The following is a 14,365-nucleotide window of genomic DNA, read 5'->3' as shown; positions in this document are numbered from 1 at the left end:
GCCGCCTAGGGGGTCGTTCGGTAGAGATGCTTCGACAAGCTCAGCATGACGTTCTATTTCGTGTTGGATAGCCCTACTTCAACTTGCCCATGCCGCCGTCCACGGCCAGGGTTTGGCCGGTGATGAAGGTGGCTTCGTCGGAGAGTAAGAAGGTGGCCAGGCTGGCCAGGTCGGCGGGGCGGCCCACGCGCTGCAAAGGGTGGCGCTTGGCCCCAGCCTCGGCCTTCTCGGGCGTGTTGAGCAGGGCGGCCGCCAGGGGCGTATCGGTCAGGCTAGGCGCCAGGCAGTTGACGCGCAGGTTGCTAGCCGCGTACTCGGCCGCCAGGGCGCGGGTGAGGCCCTCCAGGGCGGCCTTGGCGGTGGCGATGCTGGTGTGGAAGCTCATGCCCACGGCGGCGGCCACGGTGCTGAACAGCACCACGCTGGCCCCGCCGGGCGCTTTCTTTAGCCGCTTCACGCAGGCTTGCAGCACCTGCACCGCGCCCAGTACGTTCAGCTCAAAATCGGCGCGGAAGTCCTCCACCGGCACCCGCTCGAAGGGCCGCAGCTTGATGGAGCCGGGGCAGTAGGCCAGGCCGTGCAGCACCTCAGGCAGCGCGTCGAAGGCGGCGCCCACGGGCTGCGTGGCGTCGTAGGTGAAGTGGGTGCCCCCTAGGGCCGCTAGCTCGGGCGAGAGGTGGCGCGAGGCCGTGTAGAGCGTGGCGCCGGCCGCGGCCAGCTGCTGCGCCAGCGCCAGCCCGATGCCCGACGAGGCGCCCACGATGAGAATATTTTTACCAGTGAAATCCATGTAGCGATAGGCTGAAAGGTAGCCCGTTGCGCTAACGGCCCGGTTTGCTCTAGGGTTGTTGGGCGGCGAAAGGGTTGGCCACCGTCAATTGCCCGTCGAACACCTGCCCCACCTGTAGGTCCTCGCTGTAGAGCGTATTGCAGCCGCACTCCAGCGCAGCGGCCACAATCAGCGCATCAAACCACGCCAGTTGGTAGCGCTGAGCCAGGCGCGTGGCGTGGACGATGGTGGCAGGGGTGGTTTGATGGATGGAATTATTGGTAGCCAGCTCTAGTAAGGCAATCTGCACATCGGGCCAGGGCGTCTTCAGCTTGCGCGAAAATACGTTGGCGAACTCGATGAGTACCTGCGTAGAAAGCCAGCGGTCGGGGGCGGTACCCAGTACCAATGCCACTTGGCGCTTCGCCGGGTCGTCGTTGGAATAAGCGTACACCAGGACGTTGGTGTCAAAAAATACTCTACCGCTTATTTGCTTCTTCGCGGTTGAATTTGAAGCCTTTGGTAGATACGCTTATGGCATTGAACGTAGCAGGAGGCCGGGAGGTAAGGGGAGGAGCTGCCTGAATCGTAAGGACGCCTAGGGCCTGTAGCTCCTCCAGCAAGCGGCGGGCGTGTTCGTTTTGCAGGGTGACGGTGACGGTTTCCATACCAGGTGAAAGTAAGCAGCAACAAGATACGCCCTAACGCCCGCCGCGCCAGTTTTACTCCACCGTGGCCTCGGCGGGCACGGCGGCGGGCTTGGGCTTAGCTGACGCTGTCCTCCAGTTACGGCCTACTAGCCACACGCCCAAGAAGATAAGCGCCGCCTGCCAGGCTTTGTCGAGCGTGAACACGTCCTTGCCTAGGGCCACGGCGATGAGCACGGCCAGCACCGGCTGCAGGTAGATGTACACCCCTAGCAGGTTGGGGCTGGCGTACTTCAGGGCCCAGTTGTTGAGCAAGTAGGCCAAAATAGTGAGGAAGAGCACCATGTAGCCCAGCTCGGCCCAGATGTAGGCCGGAAACCGGCCGTAGTCGGTGTGCAGGGCTTGGGGCAGGCCCACGGGCAGCACCACCGCCGCGCCCACCAGAAAAATGCGCGCCAGCACCGTGAAGGCGTGATACTTGCGCATGAGCGGCGCCACCAGCACCAGGTACAGGGCAAACACGGTGGCGTTGAAGAGCAGGAACAGGTTGCCGGCCAGGGCATCGGCGGCCACCTTGCCGCTGGGCGGGCGGCTCAGCACGAGGGCCGCCGCGCCGCAGGCCCCTAGGGCAATGCCCAGCAGCCGCGGGGGCGTGATGCGCTCGCCCAGCAGCACGGCCGAGGCCAGCACCACCACAATGGGCGAGATGGTTTGGATGAGCGAGGCGTTGATGGGCGTGCTCAGGCTGAGGCCCTGAAAGAAGGCCAGTTGGTTGAGCCCGATGCCCAGCACCCCGCAGGCAATGGCCCGCCAGTTGTCGGCCGCCCCCACGATGCGCTCGCCGGGCGCCGTGAGCAGCTTCAGCAGCCCGAATACCAGCGTGGCCCCCCCGATGCGCCACACCACTGCCGCCTGGGGCTGGATGTAGCCGGGCATCAGGTCCTTGGCTAGGCTGTAGGTGGCGGCGTAGATGAGGGCGGCCAAAAACAAGGCGGCGTGAATGCGAAAGGAGGACATTGCAAGTAACGTTCGTACTACGAAGAACGTCATGCGGCGCTTGTCGGAGCATTTCTCCCGCGCCACCTAGGGCCGTTGTTTGGTAGCGCTGCTTCGGCAAGCGCCGCATGACGTTCTTTCGTACTTCAATCTTATGCCGTCCCTTTTCGATACCCCCGTTGCCGCCCCGCTGGCCGAGCGCCGCCGCCCCCGCCGCCTGGCCGACTATGCCGGCCAGCAGCACCTGCTGGGCGAAGGCGGCGTGCTGCGCCGCTACCTGCAAGCCGGCCGCCTGCCCTCGCTCATTTTGTGGGGGCCGCCGGGCGTGGGCAAAACCACCCTGGCCCTGCTGCTGGCCGCCGAGCTGCGGCGGCCCTTCGCCATGCTCTCGGCCATCAGCGCCGGCGTCAAAGACGTGCGCGACGTGATTGAGAAAGCCCGCAAGCAGTCGGGCACCATCCTGTTTATTGATGAGATTCACCGCTTCAGCAAGGCGCAGCAGGATGCGCTGTTGGGCGCCGTGGAGCAGGGCGTGGTTACGCTCATCGGAGCCACCACTGAAAACCCCTCTTTCGAGGTGATTCCGGCCCTGCTCTCGCGCTGCCAGGTGTACACCCTAGAGGCCCTAGGGGCCGATACGCTGCGCGAGATAGTGCACCGCGCGCTCATCGAGGACGAGGTGCTGAAGAAAATACCCGTGGACGTGGTGGAGGACCACGCCCTGCTGCTGCTCAGCGGCGGCGACGCTCGCAAGCTGCTGGGGCTGCTAGAAATAGTGGTGCAAAGCACCGCGCCCGACCCCGAAACCGGCCGCGTGCAGCTCACCGACGCCGCCGTGCAGCAAACCGCCCAGCGCCCCATCGCCCGCTACGACAAGGGCGGCGAGGTGCACTACGACGTGATTTCGGCCTTTATCAAGAGCATCCGCGGCTCCGACCCCAATGCGGCGCTCTACTACCTGGCCGTGATGCTCGAAGGCGGCGAGGACGTCAAGTTCATTGCGCGCCGCCTGCTCATCCTGGCTAGCGAAGACATTGGCAACGCCAACCCCAACGCCCTGCTGCTGGCCCAGAGCTGCTTCCAGGCCTGCACCGTCATCGGCCTGCCCGAGTCGGACCTGATTCTCTCCCAGGCGGTTATCTACCTGGCCACCAGCCCCAAGAGCAACGCCGCCTACACCGCCATCCGGGCCGCGCAGGCGCAGGTGCGGCAGCAGGGCGTGCACCCCGTACCCCCGGCCCTGCGCAATGCTCCCACCAAGCTGCTCAAGGACCTGGGCCACGGCCAGGGCTACCAATACTCGCACAATGCGCCCGGCAACTTCGCCTACCAGGAGTTTCTGCCCGACGCCCTGAGCGGCACCCGCTACTACGACCCCGGTGATAACCCCGCCGAGGCCAAAATCCGGGAGCGCCTGCGCGAGTGGTGGGGCGAGAAGTACGAGTATTAAGCGCGGAATTGAGCGGATTGGCTGCGCCTTCCTTCGGTTCGCGGATACGCTTAGCTGCGCCAGGCTGACGACGCGAAGGGGCGCGGGTGGCCCGGTTAGCGACGCTGGTGCGGCCGGTAATAATGGAACTGGTTGGAAAACCAACAATCAAAAAATAAGAACGTCATGCTGAGCGCAGCCGAAGCATCTCTACCACGCCGTTGAACGATACCTGGACGGCGCGGTAGAGATGCTTCGGCTGCGCTCAGCATGACGGGTTAGTGGAAACCATATAGTTCAATAAGTTGCGTTGCGGTCCTTACAACGCTGGCTTCACTTCAAACTCCGCGCTCACGCTGGTGGCCTGGCCGTTGGCCCCTAGGGCCTGCACCATCACCCGGTAGCGGCCGGCCTGGTCGGCGGTGTAGAAGGTGAGCTGCTGGGTATCCCCGGCCGCGAGCTGCACGGCGGGCTGCCAGTACAGCAGGTTGCGCTGGTCGGGCAGCGGACTTTGCTGCTGCTGGGTGGTTTCGTAGCGCGGGGCAAAGAATTCGCGCTGGCCTTGCACGCTCTCGTACTCTTCCAGCAGCGCGCGCGGGTCGAGCGCAAACCCTTGTAAGTCGCCGCGGTAGGTGGTGAAGCTGAGCATCCCCTCGTAGTCCTGGCCGCCGTAGAAGTAGCGGTTGGTGAACACGGCCACGCGCTGGATGCGCAGCGGGTCGAAGGCCATAAACTTATTGAGGTTGAACATCGGCACGCCGTCGAGCAGCACCAGGGGGTCTTGTTGAAAGAAGGTGTTGTGCAGCTTGTCCACCATCATCAGGTGGAAGCCGTCCTTGCGCGGGCGCACGTCCACGCCCTGCACGTACTCGCGCAGCACCTCATCCAGCACCTTGAAGCGCGTGTAGTCGTCGAGCCGGTACTGCACGGGCGGCACGCCGTAAAAGGCCACCGTGTCGCGCTGGGGCGGCAGCTCGTACTGCGCGTAGCGGCCAAAATACGTGGGTTGCAGCTGCGCCTGCACGTGCCGGCGCGTAAGGTCGGCCGTGAGGGCGGGCCCGAGTTCCAGGGCGGCAGCCGGGTAGGGGGCGTAGCGCGCGGAGTAGGGCGAGAGCAGGGCGAGCTGGTAGGTGCTGTCGCGCCGCCAGTCGGTTTGCAGCGTGACGGACTGCGGCCCGTACCAGTCTTTGGGCTCAAACTGCAGCACCCCGTCGGCCCGGCTGGTGGCCGAGTAGAAGCGCGGGGCCCGGCTCGGCGCGGCCAGGTAGGCCGTGATGCCGGGGGCCGGCGCGCCGGTGGCCGTCAGCACCTGGCCCCGCACCAGGGGGCCGTGCAGCTCGGGCGGGTAGGGCAGCGCGGGCGGGCGGCCCGCCCGCACTTCGGCCCAGCGAAAGCGGCTCCAGCCGTGCGTCAGCAGCAGGTTGTCCAGGGCCTGCTGCCCCACCTGGCTCGAGTCGCGCAGGTAGTAGTCAGGGTTTTCGATGGCGCCCCGCAGGTCGGCGGTAAGGCTGAGGAAGGTATTGATATCGGCCGGCGAGGCGCCCGTGGTCAGCGAGTCGAGCTGGTACACGGCCACCGAGGCGCTGGCGGCCGTGGCGGCCGCCGCCGGCAGGGCCAGGCGCAGCGCCACCGTCTGGCGCGGCCCCACCGGCGCCGGAGCTAGCCCCAGGCTCAGCGGCAGTGCCCGCGGCCGCCGGAAATACAGCCGCTCGCCCACCGGCTGGCGGCGGCTATCAAAGACCGTGAAATGCGAGAGGCCGGCCAGCAGCGTCGCTTTCTCAATCAGAAATTCCGCCTCGCCCTGCGCGTTGAGCTGGGTTGCCTGCGCCGTGGCGATGTGCTGCCCCGAGTGCCCGAGCAGCGCCAGGCTGGCAGCGGCGGCCCCTACGCCCCTGGCTAGCACCCGCAGGCGCAGTTGCGCCGGGCTAGCCTCGGTGAGGCGCAGCACGTAGCCCTGGGCGGCGGCCGGCGGCAGCTTATAGGCGCCCGCCGGCTTGCCCGTCAGCTGAATTTCAGCTGAGTAGGTAGCGCCCGGCGCGGGCGTTAGCTCGAAGCTGCCCAGGCCGGCGTGCACCGTGCGCAGCGTAGCCACGGCCCGGCCCTGGCCGTCGCGCACGGTGCCGGTGGCGGCCAGGCCCCAGCCCGCGGCATCGGCTACCCGGAAGGCTACCCGGCTGGGCAGGCCCTGCACCAGCTGGCCGCCCTCCGGGAAAAACTGCACGTCGTAGCCCGCGGCCTGGGCGGCGGCCGGCGCCGGCCCCGACGCGGTAAACGTGTTGATGATGCTGACGGTGGTGTGGAAGTAAAATGCCGGGTCGAAGTTCTTCATCCAACTGGTGTAGGCGCGCACCACGTAGCGGCCGGTGGGCAGCGAGGCGGGCAAATTGAGCGAGCCCTGGCCGGTGGCTTCGCGCAGGGCAATCTGGGTTTGCAGCACCGGTTGGTGCAGGCTATTGAGCACCTCCACGTAGGCCACTTTGCTCAGGGCCAGAGGGTGGTGGAAGGTACCGTCCACGGCATACACCTTCAGCCACATGGTTTCGCGGGCGGCGTACACGGGCCGGTCGAGGTGCACGTAGAGCTTTTCCACCAGCGTTTGCTGGCCGTAGCGCCGCAGCGCGGCCGCCAGCGAGTCGGCGGCGGGCGCCTGGGCGCGGGCCGAGCCGGCCAGTAGCGCCAGCAGCGCAAAGCGAAAGCAGCGGAAATAGCGCAAATGAAACATGCTGAAACGAAGGAAAAGCAACTGAAATAGTCCGTCGACTAGGGCCAGTAACTGGGCTTGACGTTGGTGCCCCGCAGGCGGCAGTCCACGCAGGCAGGGGTGCTAACGGTGATGAGACTAGGGGTCATATCGTTGCGCTTTATAGGTATCAGGAAGCCAGCTCGAAATTGCTGCAAGTAAAAAGGGTCCGTATCCCCTACGCTTTGCGCAGGCTCGCAGGAAGCGTAGAAGGCGTTGTAGAGCACACTGCTTGGGCGGGGAGTAGGAAATTGCGCCCCATCAATAAAGAGGCGCTTTTCCGTCACCGTATGCACGCCCACGTAGCCCAGCACGGCCTCGCTGGCGTCGGCCAGCGCGTGCACGTTGCCCGTCACGCGCCCCGGCAGCGGGTCGTTGACCGTACCCAGGGCCTCGGTGTTCTTGCGCAGGCGCTCCCAGTAATCGTATTCGGTCTGGTCTTCGGCTACCTGCCGCACCAGTACGCTGTAGCCCAGGTGCAGGCGCATATCGGGCGGCACGTTCAGCAAGGGAAAGTCGGTCAGTGTATTTTGGCTGAGCTGGACGGTATTGCCCTGCAAAATCTGGGTCGACGCCTCCGTGCGCCAGCACGTGTATATCTGCCGCTCGGGCGGGCGCGACACGACCGTGTTGGTGCTCGCCATGTACTCCAGGGCCGACTGGAAGGCGGCGGTGAACTGGTAAGTCTCCTCGTAGTCCCAGCGGTAATAACGGGCGGCCAGGCCGGCGCCGTGGGTAGTAAGGTAAAGCTGGATTCCGCCTACCGTAGTCAACTGCCAGGTTAGGGTGTCGATGGGGGGCGTGCTGACAACTGGTGCCAGGTCCGAAGCGTACTCGCGGCCCAGGCTGGTGGTAATGCGCAGCTGGTACTGGCGGCTCGGGTCCAGCGCGTTAGTGGCCGAGGTGTAGGTGCCAGCCGGGTTTTCGGCCAGCCCGTAGCGCCGCCCCGCGTCGTCCTGGATGAACACCTGGGCCTTGGCTTCCACCGGCGTGCTTTTGGTGTTGACGCTGAACGAGCGTGAGAGCTTGATGACGCTGCTGCCCTGCGCATTAATAAACCCGTCTACCACTAGGCTGCTGCGGTCGGTGGGGGCCACGTCGGGGGTGTAGCGGTCCACGCAGCCTCCGAGGGCTAGCAGGCCGCTCAGTCGTAACGCGTATAGGTAGAGCCGGGTCATGGGCAACAGCGGGAAGAGGGTAGGCTAGGGCCAGAAAATGGGCTTGACGTTGGTGCCCCGCAGGCGGCAGTCCACGCAGTCGGGGCTGCTGTAGTAGTAGAATGTAACCGGGACGGTATTATCATACATGGCCGCCGTGGGAAAAGTGGTAAGCGGGATACCTATGCCAAGCTGGCACAAGTTGAGCATGGCCGGTGGTAATGCCCGGTCGACATAAGTGCAATTAGCATAAAACAGGTCGATGAAAATGGCGTTGGGTCGGGGGCCGCCCAGCGTGGCGGCATCCACGAATAAGCGCTTTTCCGTCACGGTGTGCACGCCTACGTAGCCTAGTACCACTTCGCTGGCGTCGGCCAGGGCGTGCACGTTGCCCGTGACGCGCCCCGGCAGCGGGTCGTTGACTGTGCCCAGGGCCTCGGTGTTCTTGCGCAGGGTTTCCCAATATGTATACTCGGCCTGGTCTTCGGCCACCTGCCGCACCAGGATGCTGTAGCCATAGTGAATCTTGGACGTAGGCGCCAGCAGCAGCAGGGGGTAGGCCACAAGCGCATTTTGAGCAAGCTGGGTGGTGTTGCCCTGCCGGATGTCGGTCGAGGATTCCGTGCGCCAACACGTAAAAATCTGGTGTTCAGACGGGCGAAGCTGAATGGTGTTACTGCTCGCCACATACTCTAGCTCCGACTTATAAGCGGCGGTAAACTGCCAGGTTTCGTCGTAGTCCCAGCGGTAGTAGCGGGCGGCCGTGGCGGCGGCGTGCGTGCTCACGTAAAGCTGCACGCCGCCCAGGCCGTCGGAGCGCCCGCTCAGCGAGTCGATGGGCGGCGTGAGCACCACCGGCTCGGGGTCGGAGGCGTACTGGCGGCCCAGGCTGGTGGTGATGCGCAGCTGGTAGCGCCGGCTAGGGTCCAGCGCGTTGGCCGCCGAGGTGTAGGTGCCAGCCGGGTTTTCGGCCAGCCCGTAGCGCCGCCCCGCGTCGTCCTGGATGGTTACCTGGGCCTTGGCTTCCACCGGCGTGCTTTTGGTATTGACGCTGAACGAGCGCGCGAGCTTGATAACGCTGCTGCCCTGCGCGTTGATAAAGCCGTCTACCACCAGGCTGCTGCGGTCGGCCGGGGCCACGTCGGGCGTGTAGCGGTCCACGCATCCGCCCAGCAGGGCTAGCCCACCACTCAGCAGCAAAAAGCGAAGGCGAAGGCGCATCTCAGAAGCGGAAATTGTAGGTGACGGTGGGAATCGGCTGCCCGAAAATCGAGAGTTGGTAGCCGTTGATTTGCCCCTGCTGCGCCTGGAAATAAATGGAGTACGGGTTGCGCCGGCCCAGCAGGTTGTAGATGGCCAGCGTCCAGGAGCCGTGGGCTAGCTTCTTGATTTTGTGGTTGCCTTCCAGGTTAAAAGCCAGGTCTACCCGGTAGTAGTCGGGCACTCGGTAGGCGTTGCGCTCCGAGTAAAACACGCGCAGCACGTTGTGCAGGTAGTACTGGCTCAGGGGCAGGGTGATGGGCCGGCCGGTGCTGTAGTTGAAGTTGAGCGAGGCGCTGATGCGGCGGTTGAAGCGGTAGTTGCCCACCAGCGTCACGTCGTGGGGCTTGTCGTAGTTGCTGGGGTACCAGTTGCCGTCGTTCACCTGGTCGGTGGCGGTGTTCACCTGCACCAGCGAGCGGGCGTAGGTGTAGCTCAGCCAGCCGTTGAGCTTGCCGGTGGTTTTGCGCAGCAAAAACTCCGCGCCGTAGGCCCGGCCCCGCGCGTTCACCACGTCGGTTTCCAGGTGCGGGTTCAGCAGCAGCACGGCCCCGTCCTTATAGTCCAGAAAGTTGTGCAGCAGCTTGTAGTAGGTTTCCACCGAAAACTCGAGGGAGTTCGACCGGAAGTTGTGGTAGTAGCCCAGGCTCACCTGGTCGGCCACCTGGGGCTGGATGTAGTTGTCGCTCAGCTTCCAGTTGTCGGTGGGCGACACCACCGTGGTGTTGGTGAGCTGGTGGATGTACTGGCGGGTGCGGTTGTAGCTGGCCTTCACCGACGACACGTCGTTGAGCATGTACTTGGCCGAGAAGCGCCACTCGGGGCCCTGGTAGGTAGCCAGCAGCTGGCCGGGGCGGTAGCTGTCGGTGCCCGTCACGGTGTTTTCGCTGCGCGAAAGGCCGGGCTGGTAGGTGAGCACGCTGCGGGGGCCTAGGGCGTTGTAGAGCGAATAGCGCAGCCCCACGTCCAGGGCCAGGCGCGCACTCAGGTCGAAGCGGTCGGCTACGTACAGGGCGCTTTCCAGGGCCTGCTCGGGCTGGATGGTGGTGCCAACGACCAGCGAGGCCGCGCCCAGCGGCGTGAGCTGGCCGGGCGCAATGTGGTAGAGCAGCGAGCTGCCCCCAAACTCCAGCGTGTGCTGCGAGCCCGCGAAGCGCGTAAAATCCAGCTGCACGCCGCCCTGGTTGAGGTTGTAGGCCAGCTCGGAAGCCGTGGTGGCGGTGCGGTCGCTGCGCAGGCCGTACTGGTAGCGGCTGAAAGTGCCCGTCAGCACCCCGTAGAGCTGGCTGCTGAGCGTGTGCTTCCACTTGAGGCTAGCCGCCGTGTTGCTGTAGGTATACACCGTGTCGCTGGCTAGCCGAAACTGGTCGTGGCTGAAGTAGCCGGTGGCGTACAGGCTGTTGCGCTCGTTCAGGTCGTAGGCCAGGTGCCCGCTCAGGTCGTAGAAGCCGGCCGCGCTGTTTTGCAGCGTGCGGCTGGGCAGCTGCTTGAGCAGCCAGTTGGAGTAGGAAGTGCGCCCGCCCACCAGCCACGAGCCCCGGCCGCCGGCCAGCGGTCCCTCCAGCGTGAGGCGACTGGTGAGCAGCCCTAGGCCCCCGGTGGCCGAGAACTGCTTGCGGTTACCGTCGCGCGTCACCACGTCGAGCACCGACGACAGCCGCCCGCCGTAGCGCGCCGGCACCGTGCTCTTGTACAGCTCGGCCGACTTTAGCATGTCGGTGTTGAAGGCCGAGAAGAAGCCGAACAAGTGCGTCGGGTTGTAAATCACGGCGTCGTTGTAGAGCACCAGGTTCTGGTCGGCCCCGCCGCCGCGCACGCTAAAGCCAGTGTTGCCCTCGCCGATGCTCTTGACGCCCGGCAGCAGCAACACCACCCGCAGCACGTCGGCCTCGCCAAACACGGTGGGTATCTGCTTGATGTCCTTGATGTCGAGCTTGGCCACGCCCATGCGCAGGCTGGTCACGTTCTTGGCCTTTTCGCCCTCCACCACCACTTCCTTCAGCGGCGTAATATCTTCCTCCAACTCCACGTCGAGCCGGCCGTTGCCGAGCAGGTTCAGCTGCCGAGTGGTGTTCTTAAAGCCCAGGCTGCGCACGTTGAGGCGCTGCCGGCCCACGGGCAGCGTGAGCGTGTAGGCCCCAAACTGGTCGGTCGAAACGCCGTTGGTGGGCACGTCGCCGTACACCAGCGCCCCCACCACCGACTCGCCCCTGGCGTCGCGCACGCGGCCGCTCAGCGTCGCCCGCCCGTTGGCGGCCGCCTGGCCCAGCCCAATGTCGTACACGCGGCCCGCGGGCGCGCGGGCCGGCCCGGCGGCCTCGGCCAGCACCGGGCCGGGGCTAGCCGAGGCCGCCGGCGCCGGGGCGGGCGCCCGGAAAAAATCGTCCGGCAGCCGGGTTTGCACCGCCTCGCCCGCCGTGATGTACACCCGCCGGCTAGCCTCGTCGACCGAAAAATGCAGCTTGGCCGGCGCTAGCACCTGCTGCAGCACCGCCGCCAGCGGCTGCCCGGTGGCCGTGAGCGTCACGCGCAGGCTATCGGTCTGGGCGGGGTCGTAGGCCAGCCGGTAGGGCGTGGTAGCCGCCACCTGCCGGGCAAACTCCGCGAAGGGCACGCCCTGGAAGGTACCCGTGAGGGTGGGCGTCGGCGCAGCCTGCTGCCCGTAGCTAGCCAGGCTACCAGCCAGCAGCAGCACCAGCGCGGTGCGGTAAAAGAGCGACATACAGGTTCGGGTGGAACCCCAAAGTAGGGGGTAGCCCGCGGTATTTCCTAATCCGCCCGGCCGGCGCAACTACGGCATAGCCAGCGCATTATAGTGCTGCACCAGCCCCGTCAGCAGCGCCTCCCGGCTATCAAATCGATTGTCCCGCGCGTAGGCTTGCAGTTCGGACTTGTGCGCGGCCAGGGCGGCGAGGGCTTGCTTGAGGGTGGCTACTTCGAAAAAATGGCCGCGCTGCTCGACAAAAAAACGAGTTTTCTCCTCGTAGTCGCCTTTCAGGTCGTAGCCCGTGGTGGCCGCGTTCAGCTTCTTAGTCCGCTTCACCCAGAGCTGCGCCGGCCCGGCCACCGCCAGGTCGTAAAAACCCTCAGCCAGCACCCCGGCCGAGTCGGCGGGCAGCCGCACAAACCGGTGCCCACCCAGCTCAAACGCCCGTACCTTCTGCCGCACCAGCTGCAGCGGCTCTGCCTGCGCCGGGCCGTAGAGCAGCACCTGGTCCTGCACCTGCTCGTAGAGCAGCGGCACGCCTGCAAAATGCCGCCCGTCGTAATCGAGGGTGCCAAGCTGCGGGTCGCTGCTGAGGTAAAATGGCCGGCCCCGCACGTAAGAAGGCACGCTGGTGCCGTAGGCCACCCCGTTGAGCAGGCGCGACTCGGGGGCGTCGGCCTGGTAGCGCTGCTGGGCCGCCCGCACCGCCCCGGCCAGCAGGCTGGTGTCGGCCGAGGCCAGGGTCTGCGCCTGGGCGTGGGAGCCGGCCAGTACGGCCGCGGCGAGCAGTAGGAGATTCTTCATGGTGCGGGAAAGGAGTGGTAAGGTACTCAACTGCCGCATTCTACTAGCTAGATAACATCCCCCTAGCCCTAATTTCTAGAAGCTAGAGCTAAAAGCTAGTCCCTCCTCTCCATGGGAGAGGGGGCCAGGGGGTGAGGTCTATACCAGCGCCGCTAGCCCCAGGCTACCAGCCCAGGGCAGCGCGTAGCAGTCCTGGTACCCCAGCCACGTCGCCGGCCCCCAGGCGGGCCGCCACGAAGCCATCGGGGCGCACCAGCAACGCCTCGCCGGGCTGGGTGCCGGTGAGCTGCTGCCAGGCCGGGCGGGCGGTGCTGGGTAGCTCGTGCACCAGCGGCGGCAGGGTGGCCGCGGCCGCAGTGGCTAGCCAGGGGCCGGCCTCGCCGCTGGCCACCAGCAGCCACTGGCCCCGGCACCAGTCGAGGGTAGAAACCTGGTGCGCCTCATCGAGCCAGAGGTGGGGCAGGCGGGTGCCGGGCTGGCCGGCTAGCGGCAGGGCGCTGGCGGGCGTGGTGGGGCCGCCCCCGGCCGCCAGAATGGCCGTTGAGCGGTAGGTATAGTCGGGCAGGCCCAGGAGTTGCGGGCCGTGCGCCTGCATTTTGGTGGGGTCAATCAAGCCGTCGGCGTCGGCCATATCGCCCGAGAGGTCGGCGTAGAACTGGCCGATGGGCTGGCGCTCGGCCTGGTAGGTGGCCAGCAGGACGGGGCTAGCCTGGTGGCGCAGCACGGCAGCCAGCTTCCAGGCCAGGTTGTGCACATCCTGCACGCCGGCGGCGGCACCCTTGCCGGCGTAGGGCGTCATGGTGTGGGCCGCGTCGCCGGCCAGAAACACCCGGCCCACCTGCTCCTGTTCCACCGAGCGCACGGTCATCTCCCAGGGTAACACGCTCAGGATGCGCAGGGGCTGCTCGGGGGGTGTGCCCAGCACTCGGCGCAGCAAGGTCAGCAGCACCGGCTCGGGAAAATCGGCGGGCGTCTGGCCCAGCTCGGGGTAGTAGCGCAGGTGCAGGGCCCAGCGGTCGGCGTTGTTGATAGTCAGCAGGAAGCACGTTACATCGGGCTCCCGCAGCAAAAACATGCTGAACTCGCGGCCCCGCACCAGCTCGGCCAGGTCGGCCGTGAAGTACACGTTGAGGTAGTGCCCTAGGCTGCCGCGGCCGGTGGTAGGCACGCTCAGCGCCCGGCGCACGGGGCTGTTCGCGCCGTCGGCGGCCAGCAGGTAGTCGGCCGTGAGCTGGTGCTCGGCGCCGGTGGCGCGGTGGCGGACAGTGGCCGCGACGCCACTGGCATCCTGCGCAAAGCGCACCAGCTCGTAGCCGAAGCGCAGGTCGCCGCCCCGCGCCTCGGCGGCTTGGCGCAGCACCGGCTCGGCCAGGTCCTGGGTGCAGCGGATGGTGGTTTCGGGGCTTTGGGCGGCCAGCGCCTGGAACGCGGCCTGCTGGCCGGGCGAGGTAAGGCGGGCGGGGTTGGCGGGCGGCTGGGTAGCTAGGGCCTCTGCCAGGCTGGCGCCGCGCAAGATGCCCCAGGCGGGGGCCAGCGGCCGGCCGGCGTCGCGCAGGGCCTCGGCCAGGCCCAGCTCCCGGAAAATCTCCAGGCTGCGCACGTCGAGGCTGCGCGCCTTGGGCAGGATGGACGTGCTGGGGTGGCGCTCCAGCAGCAGATAGTCAAGGCCTTGCTGCTGCAGGCACAGCGCGGCCGTGAGGCCGGCAAAGCCCCCGCCCACGATGAGCACGGGCACGTGGGGCGGGAGGGGGGCAGGAAAATCGGGCATAACTTCTCGGGGGAAAAGGAGGTAGTAGCAATACTCCGCAAAGGTGCGCGGCTCGCCTAGGGCCGGTAGTGCACAATCGGGAGCAATT

At 66.3% G+C, this 14,365-nt stretch carries 11 protein-coding genes; 1 reads left to right on the top strand and 10 read right to left on the bottom strand.

Features of this window, described 5'->3' with window-relative positions:
• Positions 1 to 73: 73 nt before the first annotated feature.
• The 4 genes from HHL22_RS08840 to HHL22_RS08825 are packed head-to-tail and all read right to left on the bottom strand — an operon-like array spanning position 74 to position 2,433.
• On the bottom strand, positions 74 to 790 hold the full coding sequence (locus HHL22_RS08840; protein ID WP_169530553.1) for an SDR family NAD(P)-dependent oxidoreductase: 717 nt from the start codon (positions 788 to 790) through the stop codon (positions 74 to 76).
• A gap of 49 nt (positions 791 to 839) precedes the next feature.
• Positions 840 to 1,259 (bottom strand): PIN domain-containing protein, encoded by a 420-nt coding sequence (locus HHL22_RS08835; RefSeq protein ID WP_317172646.1) that lies wholly within the window; start codon positions 1,257 to 1,259, stop codon positions 840 to 842.
• Entirely contained in the window at positions 1,249 to 1,437 is a 189-nt protein-coding gene (locus HHL22_RS08830; RefSeq protein WP_169530551.1) for a hypothetical protein, read from the bottom strand. Before HHL22_RS08830 ends, HHL22_RS08835 begins: the two co-directional genes overlap by 11 nt.
• 54 nt (positions 1,438 to 1,491) lie before the next feature.
• Positions 1,492 to 2,433, bottom strand: a complete 942-nt coding sequence (locus HHL22_RS08825; protein WP_169530550.1) for a DMT family transporter — start codon at positions 2,431 to 2,433, stop codon at positions 1,492 to 1,494.
• A 133-nt stretch (positions 2,434 to 2,566) separates the two neighbouring features.
• Here HHL22_RS08825 and HHL22_RS08820 point away from each other — a divergent pair, with 133 nt between their 5' ends.
• Complete coding sequence (locus tag HHL22_RS08820) at positions 2,567 to 3,862, top strand: replication-associated recombination protein A (protein WP_169530549.1); 1,296 nt, start codon at positions 2,567 to 2,569, stop codon at positions 3,860 to 3,862.
• Between the two features lie 298 nt (positions 3,863 to 4,160).
• On the opposite strand, the gene HHL22_RS08815 is transcribed toward HHL22_RS08820, so the two are convergent.
• The 6 genes from HHL22_RS08815 to HHL22_RS08790 form a co-directional block, all read right to left on the bottom strand.
• On the bottom strand, positions 4,161 to 6,563 hold the full coding sequence (locus tag HHL22_RS08815; RefSeq protein ID WP_169530548.1) for a hypothetical protein: 2,403 nt from the start codon (positions 6,561 to 6,563) through the stop codon (positions 4,161 to 4,163).
• Between the two features lie 38 nt (positions 6,564 to 6,601).
• Complete coding sequence (locus HHL22_RS08810) at positions 6,602 to 7,759, bottom strand: DUF4249 domain-containing protein (protein WP_169530547.1); 1,158 nt, start codon at positions 7,757 to 7,759, stop codon at positions 6,602 to 6,604.
• A gap of 24 nt (positions 7,760 to 7,783) precedes the next feature.
• Entirely contained in the window at positions 7,784 to 8,959 is a 1,176-nt protein-coding gene (locus tag HHL22_RS08805; RefSeq protein ID WP_169530546.1) for a DUF4249 domain-containing protein, read from the bottom strand.
• Position 8,960: 1 nt separating this feature from the next.
• Complete coding sequence (locus HHL22_RS08800; RefSeq protein ID WP_169530545.1) at positions 8,961 to 11,720, bottom strand: TonB-dependent receptor; 2,760 nt, start codon at positions 11,718 to 11,720, stop codon at positions 8,961 to 8,963.
• Positions 11,721 to 11,789: 69 nt separating this feature from the next.
• Positions 11,790 to 12,509 carry a hypothetical protein gene (locus HHL22_RS08795; protein WP_169530544.1) on the bottom strand — a complete coding sequence of 240 codons (720 nt, stop codon included), beginning with the start codon at positions 12,507 to 12,509 and terminating at the stop codon, positions 11,790 to 11,792.
• Between the two features lie 163 nt (positions 12,510 to 12,672).
• Complete coding sequence (locus HHL22_RS08790) at positions 12,673 to 14,277, bottom strand: FAD-dependent monooxygenase (protein WP_169530543.1); 1,605 nt, start codon at positions 14,275 to 14,277, stop codon at positions 12,673 to 12,675.
• Between the last annotated feature and the right edge of the window lie 88 nt (positions 14,278 to 14,365).

Origin of the sequence: Hymenobacter polaris, assembly GCF_012927305.1 — a bacterium.
Classification (GTDB): domain Bacteria; phylum Bacteroidota; class Bacteroidia; order Cytophagales; family Hymenobacteraceae; genus Hymenobacter; species Hymenobacter polaris.
The sequence above is the reverse complement of the archived record's forward strand: the minus strand, read 5'-3'. Positions and strand labels throughout refer to the sequence as shown.

Bases quoted from the DNA above. Each gene is read 5' to 3' on its own strand.
- HHL22_RS08840 (WP_169530553.1), bottom strand. From the start codon at position 790: ATGGATTTCACTGGTAAAAATATTCTCATCGTGGGCGCCTCGTCGGGC.
- HHL22_RS08830 (WP_169530551.1), bottom strand. From the start codon at position 1,437: ATGGAAACCGTCACCGTCACCCTGCAAAACGAACACGCCCGCCGCTTG.
- HHL22_RS08825 (WP_169530550.1), bottom strand. From the start codon at position 2,433: ATGTCCTCCTTTCGCATTCACGCCGCCTTGTTTTTGGCCGCCCTCATC.
- HHL22_RS08820 (WP_169530549.1), top strand. From the start codon at position 2,567: ATGCCGTCCCTTTTCGATACCCCCGTTGCCGCCCCGCTGGCCGAGCGC.
- HHL22_RS08815 (WP_169530548.1), bottom strand. From the start codon at position 6,563: ATGTTTCATTTGCGCTATTTCCGCTGCTTTCGCTTTGCGCTGCTGGCG.
- HHL22_RS08810 (WP_169530547.1), bottom strand. From the start codon at position 7,759: ATGACCCGGCTCTACCTATACGCGTTACGACTGAGCGGCCTGCTAGCC.
- HHL22_RS08805 (WP_169530546.1), bottom strand. From the start codon at position 8,959: ATGCGCCTTCGCCTTCGCTTTTTGCTGCTGAGTGGTGGGCTAGCCCTG.
- HHL22_RS08800 (WP_169530545.1), bottom strand. From the start codon at position 11,720: ATGTCGCTCTTTTACCGCACCGCGCTGGTGCTGCTGCTGGCTGGTAGC.
- HHL22_RS08795 (WP_169530544.1), bottom strand. From the start codon at position 12,509: ATGAAGAATCTCCTACTGCTCGCCGCGGCCGTACTGGCCGGCTCCCAC.
- HHL22_RS08790 (WP_169530543.1), bottom strand. From the start codon at position 14,277: ATGCCCGATTTTCCTGCCCCCCTCCCGCCCCACGTGCCCGTGCTCATC.